The organism is Rhizobium sp. CRRU65 (assembly GCF_048551595.1).
GTDB classification, from domain to species: Bacteria; Pseudomonadota; Alphaproteobacteria; order Rhizobiales; family Rhizobiaceae; genus Rhizobium; species Rhizobium leguminosarum_J.
In genome coordinates this window covers 579,644-596,818 of the sequence record NZ_JBLYZH010000002.1, presented here as the reverse complement: position 1 = coordinate 596,818, position 17,175 = coordinate 579,644, and the positions used below count along the sequence as shown (strand labels likewise).

At 58.6% G+C, this 17,175-nt stretch carries 14 protein-coding genes and 1 pseudogene; 7 read left to right on the top strand and 8 right to left on the bottom strand.

The features are described 5' to 3' along the window. Window positions 1–162: 162 nt before the first annotated feature. Window positions 163–2,406, bottom strand: a complete 2,244-nt coding sequence (locus tag ACM5SV_RS06010) for a CDC48 family AAA ATPase (RefSeq protein ID WP_041935807.1) — start codon at window positions 2,404–2,406, stop codon at window positions 163–165. Window positions 2,407–3,166: 760 nt separating this feature from the next. Between ACM5SV_RS06010 and ACM5SV_RS06005 the strand changes: the two genes are divergently transcribed. Beyond that, a complete protein-coding gene (locus ACM5SV_RS06005) occupies window positions 3,167–3,430 on the top strand; it encodes a hypothetical protein (protein WP_017996768.1) in 264 nt (87 codons plus the stop codon). Between the two features lie 93 nt (window positions 3,431–3,523). On the opposite strand, the gene ACM5SV_RS06000 is transcribed toward ACM5SV_RS06005, so the two are convergent. Together ACM5SV_RS06000 and ACM5SV_RS05995 are read right to left on the bottom strand one after the other, a co-directional pair. Beyond that, complete coding sequence (locus tag ACM5SV_RS06000) at window positions 3,524–5,404, bottom strand: hypothetical protein (RefSeq protein WP_419425140.1); 1,881 nt, start codon at window positions 5,402–5,404, stop codon at window positions 3,524–3,526. Between the two features lie 32 nt (window positions 5,405–5,436). Further along, complete coding sequence (locus ACM5SV_RS05995; protein WP_003553693.1) at window positions 5,437–6,039, bottom strand: hypothetical protein; 603 nt, start codon at window positions 6,037–6,039, stop codon at window positions 5,437–5,439. A 226-nt stretch (window positions 6,040–6,265) separates the two neighbouring features. Here ACM5SV_RS05995 and ACM5SV_RS05990 point away from each other — a divergent pair, with 226 nt between their 5' ends. Further along, window positions 6,266–9,406: an adenylate/guanylate cyclase domain-containing protein gene (locus ACM5SV_RS05990; protein WP_419425139.1), complete on the top strand. Its 3,141-nt coding sequence runs from the start codon at window positions 6,266–6,268 to the stop codon at window positions 9,404–9,406. A gap of 257 nt (window positions 9,407–9,663) precedes the next feature. Here ACM5SV_RS05990 and ACM5SV_RS05985 read toward each other — a convergent pair. Continuing rightward, window positions 9,664–10,145, bottom strand: a pseudogene (locus ACM5SV_RS05985) (tRNA-dihydrouridine synthase); the annotation flags it as partial. An 8-nt stretch (window positions 10,146–10,153) separates the two neighbouring features. On the opposite strand from ACM5SV_RS05985, the gene ACM5SV_RS05980 reads away from it, so the two are divergent. Then, window positions 10,154–10,258 (top strand): BrnA antitoxin family protein, encoded by a 105-nt coding sequence (locus ACM5SV_RS05980; protein ID WP_348625840.1) that lies wholly within the window; start codon window positions 10,154–10,156, stop codon window positions 10,256–10,258. 120 nt (window positions 10,259–10,378) lie between these two features. On the opposite strand, the gene ACM5SV_RS05975 is transcribed toward ACM5SV_RS05980, so the two are convergent. Then, entirely contained in the window at window positions 10,379–11,269 is an 891-nt protein-coding gene (locus ACM5SV_RS05975) for a LysR family transcriptional regulator (RefSeq protein WP_128408306.1), read from the bottom strand. 826 nt (window positions 11,270–12,095) lie between these two features. On the opposite strand from ACM5SV_RS05975, the gene ACM5SV_RS05970 reads away from it, so the two are divergent. Genes ACM5SV_RS05970 through ACM5SV_RS05960 form a run of 3 tightly spaced genes read left to right on the top strand, consistent with a single transcriptional unit; the run spans window position 12,096 to window position 14,445 of the window. Further along, on the top strand, window positions 12,096–12,509 hold the full coding sequence (locus ACM5SV_RS05970) for a very short patch repair endonuclease (protein ID WP_128407540.1): 414 nt from the start codon (window positions 12,096–12,098) through the stop codon (window positions 12,507–12,509). After that, window positions 12,509–13,690: a DNA cytosine methyltransferase gene (locus tag ACM5SV_RS05965; RefSeq protein ID WP_419425138.1), complete on the top strand. Its 1,182-nt coding sequence runs from the start codon at window positions 12,509–12,511 to the stop codon at window positions 13,688–13,690. The genes ACM5SV_RS05970 and ACM5SV_RS05965 overlap by 1 nt, the downstream gene beginning before the upstream one ends. Further along, entirely contained in the window at window positions 13,687–14,445 is a 759-nt protein-coding gene (locus ACM5SV_RS05960) for a GIY-YIG nuclease family protein (RefSeq protein ID WP_419425137.1), read from the top strand. The genes ACM5SV_RS05965 and ACM5SV_RS05960 overlap by 4 nt, the downstream gene beginning before the upstream one ends. Window positions 14,446–15,033: 588 nt before the next feature. Here ACM5SV_RS05960 and ACM5SV_RS05955 read toward each other — a convergent pair. Further along, window positions 15,034–15,216 carry a hypothetical protein gene (locus ACM5SV_RS05955; RefSeq protein ID WP_003548476.1) on the bottom strand — a complete coding sequence of 61 codons (183 nt, stop codon included), beginning with the start codon at window positions 15,214–15,216 and terminating at the stop codon, window positions 15,034–15,036. 70 nt (window positions 15,217–15,286) lie between these two features. On the opposite strand from ACM5SV_RS05955, the gene ACM5SV_RS05950 reads away from it, so the two are divergent. Next, a complete protein-coding gene (locus tag ACM5SV_RS05950) occupies window positions 15,287–15,928 on the top strand; it encodes an alpha/beta family hydrolase (protein WP_419425136.1) in 642 nt (213 codons plus the stop codon). Here ACM5SV_RS05950 and ACM5SV_RS05945 read toward each other — a convergent pair. Then, window positions 15,925–16,620 carry an RES family NAD+ phosphorylase gene (locus tag ACM5SV_RS05945; RefSeq protein ID WP_128449968.1) on the bottom strand — a complete coding sequence of 232 codons (696 nt, stop codon included), beginning with the start codon at window positions 16,618–16,620 and terminating at the stop codon, window positions 15,925–15,927. The two genes, ACM5SV_RS05950 and ACM5SV_RS05945, sit on opposite strands and share 4 nt — an antisense overlap. Further along, on the bottom strand, window positions 16,617–17,138 hold the full coding sequence (locus ACM5SV_RS05940; RefSeq protein ID WP_419425135.1) for an MbcA/ParS/Xre antitoxin family protein: 522 nt from the start codon (window positions 17,136–17,138) through the stop codon (window positions 16,617–16,619). Before ACM5SV_RS05940 ends, ACM5SV_RS05945 begins: the two co-directional genes overlap by 4 nt. Window positions 17,139–17,175: the final 37 nt, after the last annotated feature.

The window sequence follows — 17,175 nt, the reverse complement described above, 5'->3', positions numbered from 1 at the left end:
TCCTCGTTTCCCAACGTCGGGCAAGCCTCGAAGTGCCTCCTACCAGTTTTTCGCGCCCGGTTTCATAGCCAGGCGACGAAGCTTCCCAAACCTTTGACTACAAACCGTCGCCAGTTCAGGCGGCAACAGCAACGCGAATGCCGGCTTGTTGTCGTCTGCGTGCTATTTTCCTGAAATCTTCAACGGTGTAAATCCGATCTGCATTCGCTGGGGGTTTTCCTGTCTCAGAGTCCGAAGCATTTCCTCGTATTCGCGCTCGACCTCGGGTGTTACGGACGGCCGAACTTCTTCGAGTGCTTTAGCGAAGTTCGCACTTGTCACGATCTCGGCGTCCAGGGACTGACGAAGCGCGATCAGGCCGGCCCTACGTGTCAAGTCTTCCAGATCAGCGCCAGTAAAGCGTTCAGTCTTCGCCGCAAGGTCATCCAGGTCCACGTCAGCGGCGAGAGGCATCTTCTTGGTGTGAATTCCAAGGATTTTCAATCTCGCCTTGGTATCAGGCACGGGCACATACACAAGCTCATCGAACCGGCCTGGCCGCAGCAGGGCTGGATCCAATAGGTTGGGACGGTTGGTGGCGGCCATGACCACGACCCCCTGCATGTCTTCCAAGCCGTCCATTTCCGCCAATAGCGTATTCACCACACGCTCTGTGACCGCAGGCTCTCCGAGGCCACCTCCTCTTGCAGGGGCTAGGGAATCGATCTCGTCAATGAAAATTACCGTCGGAGCGACCTGACGTGCTCGTTCGAAGAGGCGCGACACCTGCTGCTCGGACTCGCCGTACCACTTTGACAGCAAATCCGAGGATTTGGTCGCGACAAAATTTGCCTCGGCCTCGCGGGCAACCGCCTTTGCGAGCAGCGTCTTGCCCGTGCCCGGAGGACCAAACAGCAGAAAGCCCTTGGCGGGTCGAATACCCATCCGTTTGAATGACTGTGGGGCGCGGAGGGGAAGCTCCACCCCTTCCCGCAACTTCATTTGTGCGTCATCTAGACCGCCGACATCCTCCCAGCGCACATTGGGTGCCTGGATCATGATCTCGCGCAACGCAGACGGCTGAATTCGCTTCATTGCAGACATGAAGTCGTCGTGCGAGACGATAAGCTTTTCAAGGATCTCAGGCGGGATGCCTTCCTTGAGATTTATATCGGGCAAGACCCGCCGTAGGGCATCCATTGCGGCCTCTCGCACGAGAGCACCGAGATCTGCGCCGACGAAACCATATGTCGTCCGTGCTATTTCATCAAGATCCGCATCTTCGGTGAGCGGCATGCCGCGTGTGTGGATCGCGAGAACTTCCCTCCTGCCATTTTGGTCCGGCACACCGATGACGATTTCCCGGTCGAAGCGACCCGGCCTGCGTAGAGCCTCGTCAATGGCGTCGCGCCGGTTCGTTGCACCAATGACAACGATATTCTGACGCGGTTCCAGGCCGTCCATCAACGTCAGCAATTGCGCAACGATCCGTCGCTCGACCTCTCCTGTGACCTGTTCCCTCTTCGGAGCAATGGAGTCGATTTCGTCGATAAAGATGATTGATGGTGCGTTTTGTGATGCTTCTTGAAAGACCTGCCGAAGACGTTCTTCGGATTCCCCGTATTTGCTCCCCATAATCTCAGGGCCGGCGATGTGAAAGAAATTCGCCTCAGTTTCATTGGCGACCGCGCGAGCGAGCAGCGTCTTTCCGGTGCCGGGCGGCCCGTAAAGCAGGACACCCTTCGGCGGATCGATGCCAAGGCGTTGAAAGAGCTCGGGGTGGCGCAATGGAAGCTCCACCATCTCGCGGACTTGCTCAACCGAGGAGCCTAGCCCGCCAATATCGTCGTATGTTACATCCGCCCGCCGCGCCTCCTTGGGCTCCTCGTACTGTGGTCGCAGTTCCACAACGGTCTGCTCGTTGACTTGCACAACGCCGCGGGGATGTGTCGAGACAACCACCAGCCGGATTTCCTGGAGGCCATAGGCCTGAAGCATTCGGGGATCTCGGCTCCTCTGCTGGACCGAGGTCGAGACCACATCCCCCGCGACCATCGGCTGACGCAAAAAGACGCGCTGCAGAGCATCGCCCGATCCTTGAAGCACAAGGTTCTTCTGAGCTGGTGCCAGTACAATCCTGGCGGCTGGTCGGGCCTCAGCTTTTCGAACTTCAATGTGGTCTCCACTCGTGGCACCAGCGTTCACCCGCTGGAGACCGTCGAGACGGATGATGTTCAGTCCCTCGTCTTCGGGGTATGGTCGCACGGCCACAGCAGCCGTGTGACGCTTGCCAACCAACTCGATTAATTCCCCTTCGTTCACTCCGATTTTGTTCATCGCTGCCGCTGAGAGCCTGGCTATCCCCGTTCCCGCATCTTGGGGCCGAGTATTTGCAACTTGTAGCGTGAGATCGTCGGAAACAGACATTTGGGGTCCAATCAGCGTTTGATATCCAAGCCAAACCTAGTGCACGGAAAAGAAAGGCAAGCCTTTAAGCCACGGTCGTCAGGAACGGACACAACGAGAAGACCTTCCGACGAAAATCAGCTGTTTGTGAAGGGAGAGGAACTACTTCTTGCCCGAAACGGCTCATGAATAAGGTTGCCACAGCGGCTTTAGGAGATTGGTGCATGCACCTGTCACGATGGAACGGGAATGTTGATCATCGCCCTGAAGATTACCAGGGCCGACCACGCGAAGCATCTTCGGACCTGCCAGGTCAGCTCGAACCCGTTCACGCAGGAGTTCGTCTGGGTCTCCGACTTCGCGAATGGTGGTGCTTGGGTCGTATCATCCCAGCCCGAAGATCCATGCGGTGTCGTCCAACTCTCTCGTATCGAGAAGGACCGGTCCGATACCTCGGCATATTATGGCGGTACATCGCTCGGAAAGCGGCGACCAATCCATCCGGTACCGTGTTGCCTGGAATGATCTGCTCGGCAATCGACCAGGGGGATTACGACTGGATGAAGACGCGGTCGGATCACATGCAGTGCGAATTCGTCGAGTTCAGCCCGATCTGAATTGGCCTGTCAATGCACTGAGCTCGAAGATGGCGCGTTTACGCGCGTGGCGGCAAGCCCGACGTAAGTGCCGATCAGAACGGTCGCCATCTCCTCTACCGAGCGACAGTCCTCGTTGTAGAGCTCGATGGCGGCATCACGCAAGAACAAGAAGGCTGGATGACATGCATCTGGCGGATACGAGGATCGAGCACGAAGCTGGCGGTTGGAAGATCGATTTCATCGGAGATGACGGCGACGCCGTCTCTGACAAGGTCGCCGACGAACACGCAGTCAGCGCTGATGAAGCCCTTGAAAGAGCGAAGGCCGTGATGGTGCAGTTGACCGCATACGGAACCGGAGGTGGGGGCCGTAGCTTCAACTCATGCGAAGCCGTCAGCAACGGCAATTTCGACGACGACGAACCGCTTCTGGACACCCGGCATTAGCTGGCGAAGGCTTCTCCCCTCCAATCCGACGCAGAACGGAAATCTTGTCGCGTTGCTCTAGCGGCACGTGATACACCACTCAACTTAATGAGATTATTCGCCACAGCCGGAATCGTAAAAGGCTAGATAGTCCCGTTTGCCGGAAACGACTCCAGAGTTCTCGAAACAAAAGCGTTTCGGCAAGATGCGAAAAAGGTAGCGTTTCCCACAAACATCCGGGATGGCAATCGAGTAGCGGCGCGTTTCACTCGTTGCTGGAGCATCGGTCCATCTGCGGTGCCCCTCAAACGACACGTTGCGTATCAACAGGTAATTTTCTGCTGTGCGACTGACAACTACGCCAGGGCCTAAAGCAATGGCGGATTTGGATTCGTCCACGCCCGGGTAGTCGCTGATGTCGGGCGAAACTCTCGAAGACGGTATGTCTTCCAGCTTCAGCGCCACGTCGAACCGTACATCGTCCCTTTCGGGGACCGCTCCGTATCCGTTCAAATATCTCCAAGTCAGCCTAATTGCGCTATGCTCGTTGCCGTTCACCGTCGGCTGGGAAGCGACAGAGAAGTCGAAGGGTACGAACGTGTCGATGCTCTCGCCTGGTATCGGGCAGCTTGTGAACAGGGGGCGGAAGCCGCAGATATCGCCGCCGCTTCCCCATGCGCATGCACTGAGCTGTTCCCATTCCGAAGCACTTAGTTGCCCCGACCCCTCTGAGAGTCTTCCGCCGTGATTTGGTAACATCCACGGCATGATCCCTCCCTCACCGAACTCGGATGCCCATTTTGTCCGGTGATCTCGGACCATTTGAAGAGCCGCCTTTTCCTGTGCGATCGCTACGGTCTGCCCTATTGTCGGGTCTCTGACCTTGGGGGACATCCCTGTTGCATCCGCGGCGAAACGCCTTCCGGACTCCAGCGTGGTCAGACTATGACAGGCAAAGCACGGGTGACCCTTTATCGCGAAGGCACTCGCGTTTCGCATCGCTCCCCTATGGGCGAAGGCATAGTCCGAGCCGATCACGCGAAACGGCGCGTCAACGTTGGCTACTCTGCCCGGGAAAAAACTTCCGAGACTGAACGCGGTGGTCCGCGCATCATGCCTGTCGCCCGAGAACCCCACTCGTGCCTGTTGCATATGCGGGTCGATGATCGCGGGTTTCTTGTTGTCATGGCAGGATACGCAGTTAACCTCAAACGTCTTGTCGTAAAGCTCTTCCGCCTCCCGCCTTCCCATTTCGTCCTGATACGATTGTCCGCCGGGCGGCGGAAAGCGCTCTGACCAATCGAAGACGCCGCGGTCCTTGCGCCCGTCGATAAAGGCTATCTCGCCTGTTATCTCGTTGTAGCCGATCGCGCTGTAGCGCGAGAAACGCGGATCGGTCTGCGTCCAGTAGGGTTGCGCATGGACTTCGAGATCGTCGGAGGACTTCCTGCAAAGGAACAGCCATTCTACACGGTTCCGTTTTACTCTGGCGATGCGGGAGTTCAGCCCACAGAATGTCACGCCGCCAGCGAGGGAGGGTTTGTCGCACTTGGCCACAGCGCTTGTCCATTTAACTATCTGGCCACCCGCTTCCCGGTGGGCGAACTCAAGCGGGGATCCGGGCTTGGCGACATTTGGTTCCACTCCGACCGAGTTTCCGTCGACCTCGAGGCCGAGTGATCTCGATTGCGGTCCCGCGCAGGCACCGTCGGGTATGGGTCCGAACACGGATCTCGCCTCATCTCCGAACCTGGTCACGGGATCGCTGCCGCCCGTCGCCGGGGCCCAAGAATAGTCACCATTCCACTTGAGCACGAGGTCATCGAAGAGCGCCGCGTCGCCGGGCAACGTCAATCTCGCCGACAATGATCCCGAGGTGACGGCGAAGACGTTTGTTTGCGACGTATACGCATCCTGGAACCCCAGTCTTACTGAGCCGAATTGGACCGCCAGTCCGATCAACGGAATTGCGAACAGTCGCCCCAAGTGCGTCATGGACGCGGCCTTTTCGAATTAGGTATCAAGGTTCAGCGAGCTCTGATACTAATTCCGTTCTGATCCGTCAGAACGACCAGGGACCCGAACTTCAAGGTGTTGCCAAAAGAGTCCCTGACGATGGTCGCGTAGAGACTCGCCATGTAATCGACTTTTGGTGGCTCCGTACTGGTTGACGGACCCTGGGTGAATACGACAGACGAAATCAGCGCTTCGTACGTTTGATTTGCGGTGTTCTTTCGGATGAGAATGTTGCTGAACAAACGGCGCGCGCGTTTGTCACCTAACCCGGTGAATGACATCCTGAGCAAGTCTTCGAGTGTTTCGTCTTTCCCAGAATCTTTTTCATCGCTCGATCCCGTCTGACACAGCAAATAGGTAGCTCCCGGCTCGAAAAGCTCCCGCACCCCAACCGCATTTTTGTTGTCCATCAGCCATGCGTAATGCGATATGAAATCCTCCACTTCATGCCGTTCTTCTGGGGTCGGGACGGCATAGCTTCTGGATTTTTTGAAGAATTCGTCTCCGTCCCCCGCTATGTCTGCGGGGCATTGCGGAGTTTGGGCGAACGCGCTTACTGAAAAGCCGATACTTATGGCAAATGCCAACGTCGCAATTTTAACAAGCGCAGTCATAGGTCCCTCCTTGATGATTACAGGGGGTTCGGACCGTTGGCATAGGCTTTCATCATTTGCGGACCAAACCGAAGCCTCGTCTATAAAGACGTCCTTGTCCGCCGAAGCTGACAATACAGTGAAAATCGTTCGATTGTTGAATATCGCCCTGTGCTATTGTAGCTTCAACTAAAATAATGCGCAAGTTCTAGTAGCAGCCGGCGGTTAAACATTATACGGGGCGGCGATGAGTGATGTCGGGCATTGGCTGGCGGAAATCGGACTAGAGCATCTTGCGGAACAGTTCGCCTATGCCCAAATCGATCTGAACAATCTGCCATTGATCACCGAACATGATTTAATCGAAATGGGCGTGCGCGTGGGTCCGCGACGCACGCTACTTGCCGCGATTGCGGCAATGAAGACGCCCATGGCGAGGGAAGAGAAAAATCCTGTCGAGCGACGTCAGCTGACCATCCTTTTTTGTGACATGGTCGGATCCACGGAATTCGCGGCGCGTCTCGATCCGGAGGATTTCAGTCAGTTAACCCAGCTTTACCTCGCGCGTTGCAGCGCCATTGCCCGTTCCCATGGAGGATACGTAGCAAATTATGTGGGTGATGCGTTTCAAGTTCTGTTTGGCTATCCGACCTCGGAAGAAAACAACGCCGAGCGCGCGTTGCAGCTAGCATTCGATGTTCAGGCCGCCGTCGCGCAGTTGGAGTCTCCTGATGGAACACCCCTGCACGTGCGGATAGGAATTGCCACGGGCCTCGTTGTTGTTGGTGATATCGAAGGAGCTCCGGCTGGCGTTTCCACGGTTGCGTTCGGTCCCGTTCCGAACCTTGCACAAAGGCTGGAGACGCTAGCAGAGCCAGACACCATACTCGTTGATCAGAATACGTACGAAGCAACGGCTACCAATTTCGAGTTCGTGGATCTCGGGCCGAAAAGCCTGAAGGGTTTCACTCGCGCGATCCACGTCCGCCGTGCGATCAAGGAGTTGTCTGGTACGTACCGATTTAGCGCGCAATCACGACTGACTCCTCTGGTAGGCCGGGACTCCGAACTGCAACGGCTGCTGACTAGCTGGCGATCAGTCGAACTCGCCGAAACCGGCGGCGTGACCGCCATCAGCGGCGAGCCCGGTATTGGCAAGTCCAGGCTCGTTTTCGAATTGCGAAGAGGGCTTCAACAGAGAAAGACTTTGATAGCGCAATGTTCTCCGGCTTTTTCGAACAGCGCCCTTTATCCGTTCCTCCGGCTGCTCAAGCAGGAGGCCGGCCTCGCTGATGGCGAACCCCCGAACTTGGCGTCCGAGAAACTGACCTCGTTCCTTTCTTTGACGGGAGTACCACTGTCGGTCAGCTACCCAATCTTCGCGCGATTGCTAGCCCTGGAGCATCCCTCGTTCCCGCCGTCCGAACTCGACTCCGCCCAACAGGAGCAGACGATCACGGCTGCTTTTGTCGGCTGGCTCAAGCATCTGGCGAGCGAGGAACCGATACTATGCGTCGTCGAGGATGAACAATGGATCGACCCGTCTTCACGAAGGCTCTTGCAGGCGCTCGTGGGAGCCTCGTCGGAAGCTCGTATCCTCTTTCTCGTGACATCTCGCAATATTCCGGTGCTTAACGGGAAATTCGACCACCTAAAGCTGACAAGGCTTTCCCGGGAAGAAGCCGGAAACGTGATTGGAAGCCTGACATGCGAGACCGAGCTTGATCCAGAGGTTGTCAACAGGCTCCTGGCAAAGGCCGAAGGTGTTCCCTTGTTTCTCGAGGAACTCGCGCGTTCGACACTCGAAGACGCGGCGGAAGCGCGCGAGGACAGCTTTCAAAATGGCGACAGGCGGGCAACCATTCCAGCTTCGCTGCAGTCCGCCCTGCTTTCCCGACTTGACAAGCTCGGGGGAGTAAAGGTCGTCGCCCAGACGGCGGCCGTGATCGGACGGGAGTTCGACTTGAACACGCTTGCCCATGTTGTCGGAGTGTCGACGGATGTCCTCCGGCCCCAGATCGAGCAGCTGGTAGACGTAGGCTTGGTTGCGCCGCAGCCCTTCAGCAATTGGCCACGTTATACTTTTTCCCACAGTCTGCTCCAGGAGGCGGCGCGCAGCGCGCTGCTGCGCGACAGACGACGGCAGCTTCATGCCCTGGTGGCGCAAGCGATCGAACTTACTGAACCGCGCACAGTGGTCGAGCATCCGGAGGTGCTTGCACAACACTACGACGAGGCCAGCCTGTTCGAGCGCGCCGCCGACTATTGGCTCAGCGCGGCTAGGAAGCTTGCAGCGACATGGGCCAAGGTGGAAGCCGCAAATATGTTCCTCAAGGGCGTTGAGTGCGTTCGACGGATGCCTGCCTCGACCACTCGTGATAGAAAGGAACTCGCCTTAGAATTGGAAAGAGGCGATGTCCTCTACGCCGCGTACGGCTACCTAACAGCGGACAGCAACTCCGCCTACCGCAACGTCATGCGCCTGAGCGAAACCGTCGGCGATCCAGAAGCGGCGATCAACGCGTTGGACGGCCTCTTCGGAATAGCCTTCAATTCGGCGCGCTTTCCCGACGCGGAATGGGCGAGCGACCAGTTGAAGGAAATCGGCGTTCGCGAAAACAATCTCAAGGCGCTGGTGCTTGGGCTGCAATTTGCGGGCATGTGTGCGTTTGTCCGTGGTCGATTCTCGCAGGCTCGGGAGGCGTTGGAACGAGCCCTATCACACAATTCCAGCGCCACCAGGATCGGCAGCGACTTTCCGAGCATGACGATGGTGTATCTGTCGTGGACGCTCCAGATGCTCGGCGAAGATAAACGTGCTTTTGAGCTCTTCCTTGCGGCAGAGGAAGATGCTCGAAGCCAGAGCGACTATCGAGTTGCCGCGTGTCTCGGCAATGGCTGCATTCTGATGTCCCTTAGACAGGATACCGCGACGCTTAACCGATTGGTAGACGAACTTGTCCCGCTTGCTACCCGTAACGGGTTTCAGCTCTGGCTCAAGATGGCAATTTTCTTTTCGGGCTGGCTGAAGGTGACGGAATCACATGACCCCTCCGGCATCGCACAGATGCAAAACATCTGCGACGATATGGGCGATCAGGAGGTCGATAAGACCTGTTACCTCGGCGTATTGGCGGACAGTCTGCTTCAAGTCGGCGATCTCGCCGAAGCAACTGGCGCAGTCGGAAAGGGCATGACACTAGGTACCCGCACCGGGGAGCATTACTACACGGCCGAGCTGATGCGCCTCCGCGGTGAGGTTCTTGCCAGAGCCGGCCTTCGCTTTGAAGCCGGAAAGATGATGCGAGAAGCTCTCGAATACGCCGCTTTCCAAGGAGCGGTAGTGTGGGAAACAAGAGCAAAGCGATCGCTTGCAGCCCTGCAATAGATCGCGTCACGATGCGAGTAAGCCGCGTCAAGTCTGAAAGTTGCACTTCATCAGTCACCCGGCATTGGAAATGCATTGCGCTTGGCTGCTAAACCGTCGGCGGGCTCCAACGCGGCTTTAACTCGACGGGCAACGCCATCCACGGCGGCCGGATATCGCTTTCGCTCGACGATCAAGCATGCGGAGGAACTTGGTGGCCGACCGCATTGCCTGAGCGAAGTCCCGCTTACGCTGGAACTAGCGGAGTGGCGGGCCAATCACCTTCGATAGGAACGGAGCCATTTTCGCGCGCATGGCGCGAACAAGCTCTTATACTTGGACGGCTGCGACCGAAGATATTGGTTCGGTGCGGTGACCTGCCCGCCAAGTTCCGCCGCTGCATGCCATGGCCAGCGCGGATCGTAGAGTATATCGCACGGGCGAGAGCGACGAGATCGGCGTCGCCCGTCGCAACAATAGCTTCCGCCTGCGTTGGCTCTGTTATAAGCCCAACCGCCACGACAGGAATGTTGACGGCAGCTTTGATAGTCCGTGCGAGCGGTACCTGGTAACTCGGGCTTATCGGAATGGACTGCGCGGGTGAAAGACCGCCACTTGATACGTGGATTGCATCGCACCCCTTGCCTTCCATCGCCTGGGCAAAGGCGACCGACTGTTCGATATCCAGACCTCCGTCCACTCAATCGGTCGCGCAGGCCCTCATCGTTACCGCGCGATCACCAGGAAAAGAAGCTCGGACGGGTCGCCGTGAGCATTCGGCTCGATCCACAAGTGGTCGATGCTTTCACGGCCAAAGACGAAGGCTGGCAAAGCCGGATAAATGAGACACTGCGGAAGGCGGTAGGGCTATAGCACTCCGCGGCTCCGTTTGTCATTGCCCCGCAAATGCAGACTTTTAGTTTAAAACTGCTCGCGCAATGCTCTATTGCGCGTCTCCCGCTCAGCGCCCCGCCACCCCTGGTGCCCCTCGCCTTACTTGGAGGCGCGTGCCAATGACCGGGCGATATCGACGATGTCATCGCGCGAGGCGGTCGGGTCCTCCTTGTTCCAGGCGACACCAAGCCCGATCCTGAAGTCGATGCCCCTGACCGCCTTCAGCTCGAAGGCCCGGTTCGGCAGGCCCTCGGTCCATTCCGGCGCAAAGCCGATGCCAAGCCCGGCCGAGACCAGCGACACCAGCGAATAGGTGTCGTCGCAGCTATAGGCGATGTTGCGGGTCAGATCGTATTCCTCGAACTTCTCGTTGAAGTACCGCTCGGTGTAGGAGAGGTTCTTGCGATTGAAGGCGATGATCCTTTCCGAGCGCAGGTCGTCGATGCCAATCTCCGTCCGCTCCGCCAGTGGGTTCGTCCTCGCCACCGCCAGCATATAGCGCTCATGGGCGATCGAGGAGAAGCGCAACGAGCCGATGTTTTCCACCGGTCGGATGAAGCCGAGATTGATCTGGCCGTTTTCCAGGCCGCGGATGATGTCGCCGGTATTGCCGCTTGAGATATGGATGCGGATATCCGGGTACTTGCGGGCGATCTTTCCAAGGAACGCCGGCAGCACGCCGGTGGTCGCCGGATAGACGGTGCCTATCCTGATCTGCCGGATCGTCTTGCCGGCCACCGCCCTGGTGATCTCGGCGGAAAGGTCGACCTCGCTGAGGATCCCGACGCAGCGCTCGTGGAAGATCTCCCCTGCCCTGGTCAGTTCCACCCGCCTGGTCGAGCGGATGAACAGCGCGCAGCCGAGTTCGCGCTCCAGTGCCTGCACATGGTTGGAAAGCGCCGGCTGGGCGATGCGCACCTTGGCGGCCGCCCGGCCGAAATGCAGTTCCTCGGCCACCGCGACGAAGTAGGAGAGCTGGCGTAGTTCCATGTGGAGGAGCTCCCCGTATTTGATGCGCGCGCAACCGTATGCCGGGCGCGATTGCTCCCAGCATGCCTTGCACGTTGATGGCACTATGAATACGGTGTATCTATAACATCATCGTCGATACGTCAATACCCTGTATCGAAATAAATACGAGGTCTCCGTGAATCCATCTCAAGCTCGAGCCGCCCGCGCGATGTTGAAGCTTGGCGTCCGGGAAGTTGCCGAATTGGCAAGGGTGACAGCGAACACAGTGAGCCGCGTCGAACAGGATGATGCAGGCCCGCGCGGACCGCAACCGGTTACAATAGACGCCATAAAGCGCGTATATGAAGAGCGTGGAATCATCTTTTTTGAAGAAGGAAACGCGCCCACCGGGGGCAAAGGCGTCCGGCTCACGAGATAGACCTGACTGAGCGGTCTTAGAGGCAACGAACTAGGCATCCAGATCAAATAGCTAACCTCGCAAAACGCCAGACCTATGGCCAAGACGAACTCTATCCAGCCCTCCCCTCGATCATCAGGAGGCGACCACGTTCACTAACGAGCATCGCGTCATTTTACGATGATGATGGAGCAGGCCAAGGCACCCGCCGAAGCATCCAACCTACGATTTGGTGGACGCTGCGTTGCGATCCCACAATGATCATGTGTGTACACCGGCCGGTTCTCAAGATCGGAGCGGTGATCGGTGCCTGGCAACGACAAAGGTGGGATAAAACCTCGGCGTGCGGGTTCACTGACTTGCACTCACTGGCATTATCTCGCTAGTTCGGCAGGTAAAATTTGAAGACCGATTTTGAACGGGCAAGCAGATGAGAGTGGCCGTCGCATGGACAGCCTGACACCAGAAGAACGCAGTATACGAATGGGATTGGTGCGTAGCCGGGACACCAAGCCGGAGATGGTGGTCCGACGCCTCCTCCACCGGATGGGCTATCGATATCGCTTGCATGGCAAGGGATTGCCCGGAAAGCCCGATATTGTCTTTGGAAAACGCCGCAAGGTCATTTTCATTCATGGCTGCTTTTGGCATCGTCACGACGATCCCACCTGCCGCCTCGCGCGACTGCCGAAGTCGCGGTTGGAGTTTTGGGAACCGAAATTCGAGACGACCGTGGCGCGAGATGCCAGGGCGGAAGCCAATCTTCAGGGCCGGGGTTGGCAGGTTTTAGTTGTCTGGGAATGTGAATTGCGGAATAGTGAACCATTAGAGAACAAATTAAGGCAATTCCTGGAGGGATAATGCGGGCAATCGAACTTTTCGCCGGGGCGGGCGGCCTAGGCATGGGGGTGAGCCGCGCTGGTTTCACCCCGCAAGCCGTCGTTGAATGGGATCGCTGGTGCTGCGACACGATCCGCGAGAATCGCGAGAAAGGGATCGCTTCTCTCGCAGGCTGGCCCATGCCGATTGAGGGCGACGTCCGTGGCGTCGACTTTCGCGGGTTCGAGGGCAAGCTTGATCTTGTGACTGGCGGTCCGCCATGTCAGCCGTTTTCCCTGGGGGGAAAGCACCAGGCTCACGCCGATCGCCGCGATATGTGGCCAGAGGCCGTCCGCGCGGTCCGGGAGACCCGGCCGCGCGCCTTCATCTTCGAGAATGTCAAGGGCCTGACCCGCGAGAGTTTCGCGACCTACGTCTCTCACATCCTGCTGCAAATGACCTATCCGGACATAGTCGCGAAATCCGAGGAGGGCTGGGAAGGTCACCTTCAGCGGCTAGAGCGCCACCATACCAGCCGCCGGCGGGTCGCCGGGCTAGAATACCGCGTCGTGTATCGCGTGCTCAACGCCGCCAACCATGGTGTGCCGCAGCGTCGGGAGCGCGTCGTCTTCGTGGGCTTCCGGTCGGACCTTGATATCAAGTGGGCATTTCCCGCGGAAACTCATTCCCTGGACGCCCTTCTGTGGGACCAGGTTCACGGTGATTATTGGGATCGGCATCGAGTTCGAGAGGCCGATCGGGATATAGGGGACCGCTATCGTCAACGCGTGGCGCGATTGGGTCGGCAGCCGGATACCCTGCCGTGGCGGACCACGCGCGACGCGATCGCCGACCTGCCGGATCCGGAGCGCGAGCCAAAGCAATCCATGACCTACCTCAATCACCGTTTCCAGCCCGGAGCCAGATCATATCCGGGGCATACGGGCAGTCCGCTCGACGAGCCGGCGAAGACGCTCAAGGCGGGCGTCCATGGCGTGCCTGGTGGCGAAAACATGCTGCTGCGTCCCGATGGCAGCGTCCGATATTTCACCGTGCGCGAAAGCGCGCGGCTTCAAACTTTCCCCGACGACTTCCGTTTGCATGGATCATGGTCCGAGGCCATGCGTCAGCTTGGTAATGCCGTGCCCGTTGAGCTAGCGCATGTCGTGGCGTCGAGCGTGAACGCGCATTTGCAGTTCAAGGCTTCCGGAATCGCCGCATGACAGGTTATGTCGAATTTGAGTTCGATCTTCCTGGAGCCCTGCTTGTTCGACTGATCGAGGTTTTGGACGGCTTGGGTGCCGTGCCCTTGAACACCACCAACCTCGCCGCCATTCCGGAAGAACAAGGCGTTTATCAGCTTTTTCTGGACGATCAGCTTGTTTACATCGGCAAAACCGATGCCGACGCCGGCCTTCACAAGCGCCTGTCGCGCCATGCGCGCAAGGTGATGCATCGCGTCGGCCTCGACCCTGCTCGTGTAAGCTTCAAGGCGGTGCGCGTGTTCGTGTTTACCGCCGTGGATCTGGAATCTGACCTGATCCGTCATTACGGCGGCGTCAAGGCTATTGATTGGAATGGTAGTGGCTTCGGATCGAACGATCCGGGCCGCGAGCGAGACACAACCAGGGTCGATCCAAGGAACTTCGACGCAAAGTTCCCAATCGACATCGATAGGGAGATGGCGTTCGCCATCGATCAGAATGAGACCGCGGCGAGCGCGCTCGCACGGCTGAAGGATGCCCTGCCTTACACTTTCCGATATCAAGGAAAGGGCGGTGGGAGCCGAAAACCCCATGTGGACCTAGCATCCGTGTCCCTCCCCGCCAAGGGCGGGCCGATGACACCACGAGAGGCGATCAAAAGCATCGTGAGCCACCTGCCCGGTGGGTGGCAAGCCACGGCCTTGCCCGGCTACATTATTCTTTACAAGGAAGAGCGGGAATACCCCCAGGCGGAAGTAATCATTTCACGATAGTGTTTATGGCGGCGCCAGGGGAGGAGTTTGTCGCCCAATGCTCGGCTCCCGCGTCGGAGCCTGCGAATACCGCGTTTGTATTTTGTTGTCGATGCGAGCCGTCATCGATGAAGCGGGTTGCCATTAAGAACTGGACGCAGAGCTACGTCACCAGCATTCTCACACCAAGGGAATGGCGATCAAGGAAAACATCCGACTCATCAGGTCTCTCTCAGAAAGCCTAAAAGCTCTCCGTCGAGAACGTTGATTGAGAAAATTGCGCGCCTTCAGGCAAAACGCAATCGGTATGACGGAAATCGGTCGAAGGAGCGCACTGAGGTCGCGCGAGGCGGGCTGACGCCTTAAACACCGTGCCCTCCAGACTGGGCGGACAAGGCGAATGCAAGTAGCGGCCATGAGCAATGGCTGTAGAGCAAAAAGGGCGCTCGACCCTTGCGGGGAGCGCCCTTATCCTGTCGGACAACGAGCAGTTCGACGACGTCGATACCACGCGCATCCATTTTTCAGGCAGGACGGGTATATGGACCCTTTCCTCAGAGGTTTCAAGAGGCGGTTCAGCGGTTCCACACGATAATCGACCGCGGTCGATCAGGAGGCGACACCAGTGATCGGATTGACCACGGGTCGTTCGCTTTTGTCCCTGACCCCAGCCGGCTGCACCACCGGCGGCGCCATCGATTCCGCGTCGGCCGGTTCCGGTTTCTCGGGAACGGCCCCGACATCCTTGGGTCGCCGCTGCTCGGGCTTTACGTTTTGATCATTCGTCGACATTGTCTGTCTCCTTTCCAGGAGGAAGTCATGACCATCGACATGGTTCCGGTGATGGGATGGAGGATTACTGATGCTTGACAGGTTTTTGCTGCTGGGGCCCGAGGACGCGCGCTTCACGATCCTTCTCGCGCATGGCGCCGGCGCGCCGATGGATTCGGCGTCGATGACATCAGCGGCAAATGCGCTCGCCGGCGTCGGCTTCCGTGTCGCCCGTTTCGAATTCGCCTATATGGCGGCCCGCCGTACCTCGGAAGGTCGTAAACCACCGCCGCGCGCCGAAACACTCAATCCCGAATACGAGGGGGCGATTGCCGAGCTCGGCGCTAGCGGTCCGCTGATCATCGGCGGCAAGTCGATGGGTGGCCGGGTCGCCAGCATGGTGGCCGACGATCTCCATCGTCGAGGAAAGATCGCCGGCCTGCTCTGCCTCGGCTATCCCTTCCATCCGCCCGGCCAGCCTGGGAAGCTGCGCACCGGCCATCTCAGGAGACTGACGACGCCGGCGCTGATCTGCCAGGGAACCCGCGACGAATTCGGTACGCGGGATGAAGTGCCGGGCTACGATCGGTCCGATAGGATCGAGATCCTCTGGCTCGAGGATGGCGACCACGATCTCAAGCCGCGCAAGACGATCTCCGGCTTCTCCACTGCCGACCACCTCGCCACGATGGCGAAGGCGGTGAAGGCATGGGCCGAGCGTCTCCCAGTCTAGGCGTTGCCTCTTGGTCGCCGCCTACTTGCAAGCTTCCTCACATCGATGCGCCGGTCGGTGGCGGAGACCGTGATTTCGAAATGGTCGACCTGCACCACGTCGCGGATATTGCGCGGCCGGTGAGCGACAATGTTGACGCCGCCTCTCAGCCGGACACTGTCATAGAGGATACCGGCGCCGCCGCTCGAGCGCACCTCTTCTCCCAGCACTTGCGAGGCCGCATAGCTGGTGCCGTCATAGACATCGGGCCTTAGCGTCTGCTCTCCGCGAATATCGAGGTAATCACCAGCTAGATTGGCCGAATAGCTTCGATAGATGCGCGCCATCGTGGTAACTCCGCGCGCGACGGCCTCGCGCCTCAGGTGATGGCCGACCTCCGCGGCGGCTGCTTTCAGATTGTCGGCGGCATACCAGGCGCCGAGATCCGGGCCATTGAAGCGCATTCCGCCGGGTGCGACATGCAGGAACGCCGCCATCACTATACTGGAGTTGGGTGTGCCATAAACCCACTCTGCCTCGGGAAGCCGCCGGATGCGGTCGGCGACAAGACGGTCGTTGGTCCAGCCGACCAACTCCATCACGGCTTCGAGATCGGCCGCCCTCGTCACCGTCTCAAAAAGTCCGATCGGCGGAAATTGCGACGGAATCAGCCGGAACGACGGACGCGGCGCCTCGGCAAAACGATCCCTCACCGGAAGACGATGTCCGCATCTTCGTAAGGCGTGAACGCGTCGTCGAGGATATTTGGCTGCATGTAGAGACCACCTCGCGCGCCATCGAGAAACCGACGGACGGTCATCAACCCGTCCTGGGTCCCGTTGGTCACGATATCAAGCGGCGGGTGGCCCCCGAAAACCGGCGCCTGATGCGGTGCGCGCAGCCAGGCGACGCCGGCGCGTTCATCGGAAAACAGCACGCCGAGCGCCTGATGGATGCCAAGCACGGCCGAGATGCGGGTCAGCGTATCGACATCGAGCGTGAAGGAGCCGTGCTCGCGCGCCTGCTTGGCCCAATTGTGGTAAGTCGACCGCGAGGGATAACCGAGCACGAGCAGACGCTGCTCCTCGGCCAGCCCCCAGAGATCGGCGATCGCCAGGAAGGTTCGCAGTGCCGGGGCGCTCAGCCTCTTGCGGTTGACCGGAGCGAACCGCTCGGGTTCCAGCCGCTGTTCTTCCCGGCTCTCTCGTTGCACCCTTGGCGCATGCCGCATGATAAGTCTCCCGTCTTGAACTAGACTTAGTCCAAAT

Bases quoted from the DNA above. Each gene is read 5' to 3' on its own strand.
- ACM5SV_RS06010 (WP_041935807.1), bottom strand. From the start codon at position 2,406: ATGTCTGTTTCCGACGATCTCACGCTACAAGTTGCAAATACTCGGCCC.
- ACM5SV_RS06005 (WP_017996768.1), top strand. From the start codon at position 3,167: ATGCATCTGGCGGATACGAGGATCGAGCACGAAGCTGGCGGTTGGAAG.
- ACM5SV_RS06000 (WP_419425140.1), bottom strand. From the start codon at position 5,404: ATGACGCACTTGGGGCGACTGTTCGCAATTCCGTTGATCGGACTGGCG.
- ACM5SV_RS05995 (WP_003553693.1), bottom strand. From the start codon at position 6,039: ATGACTGCGCTTGTTAAAATTGCGACGTTGGCATTTGCCATAAGTATC.
- ACM5SV_RS05990 (WP_419425139.1), top strand. From the start codon at position 6,266: ATGAGTGATGTCGGGCATTGGCTGGCGGAAATCGGACTAGAGCATCTT.
- ACM5SV_RS05975 (WP_128408306.1), bottom strand. From the start codon at position 11,269: ATGGAACTACGCCAGCTCTCCTACTTCGTCGCGGTGGCCGAGGAACTG.
- ACM5SV_RS05970 (WP_128407540.1), top strand. From the start codon at position 12,096: ATGGACAGCCTGACACCAGAAGAACGCAGTATACGAATGGGATTGGTG.
- ACM5SV_RS05965 (WP_419425138.1), top strand. From the start codon at position 12,509: ATGCGGGCAATCGAACTTTTCGCCGGGGCGGGCGGCCTAGGCATGGGG.
- ACM5SV_RS05960 (WP_419425137.1), top strand. From the start codon at position 13,687: ATGACAGGTTATGTCGAATTTGAGTTCGATCTTCCTGGAGCCCTGCTT.
- ACM5SV_RS05955 (WP_003548476.1), bottom strand. From the start codon at position 15,216: ATGTCGACGAATGATCAAAACGTAAAGCCCGAGCAGCGGCGACCCAAG.
- ACM5SV_RS05950 (WP_419425136.1), top strand. From the start codon at position 15,287: ATGCTTGACAGGTTTTTGCTGCTGGGGCCCGAGGACGCGCGCTTCACG.
- ACM5SV_RS05940 (WP_419425135.1), bottom strand. From the start codon at position 17,138: ATGCGGCATGCGCCAAGGGTGCAACGAGAGAGCCGGGAAGAACAGCGG.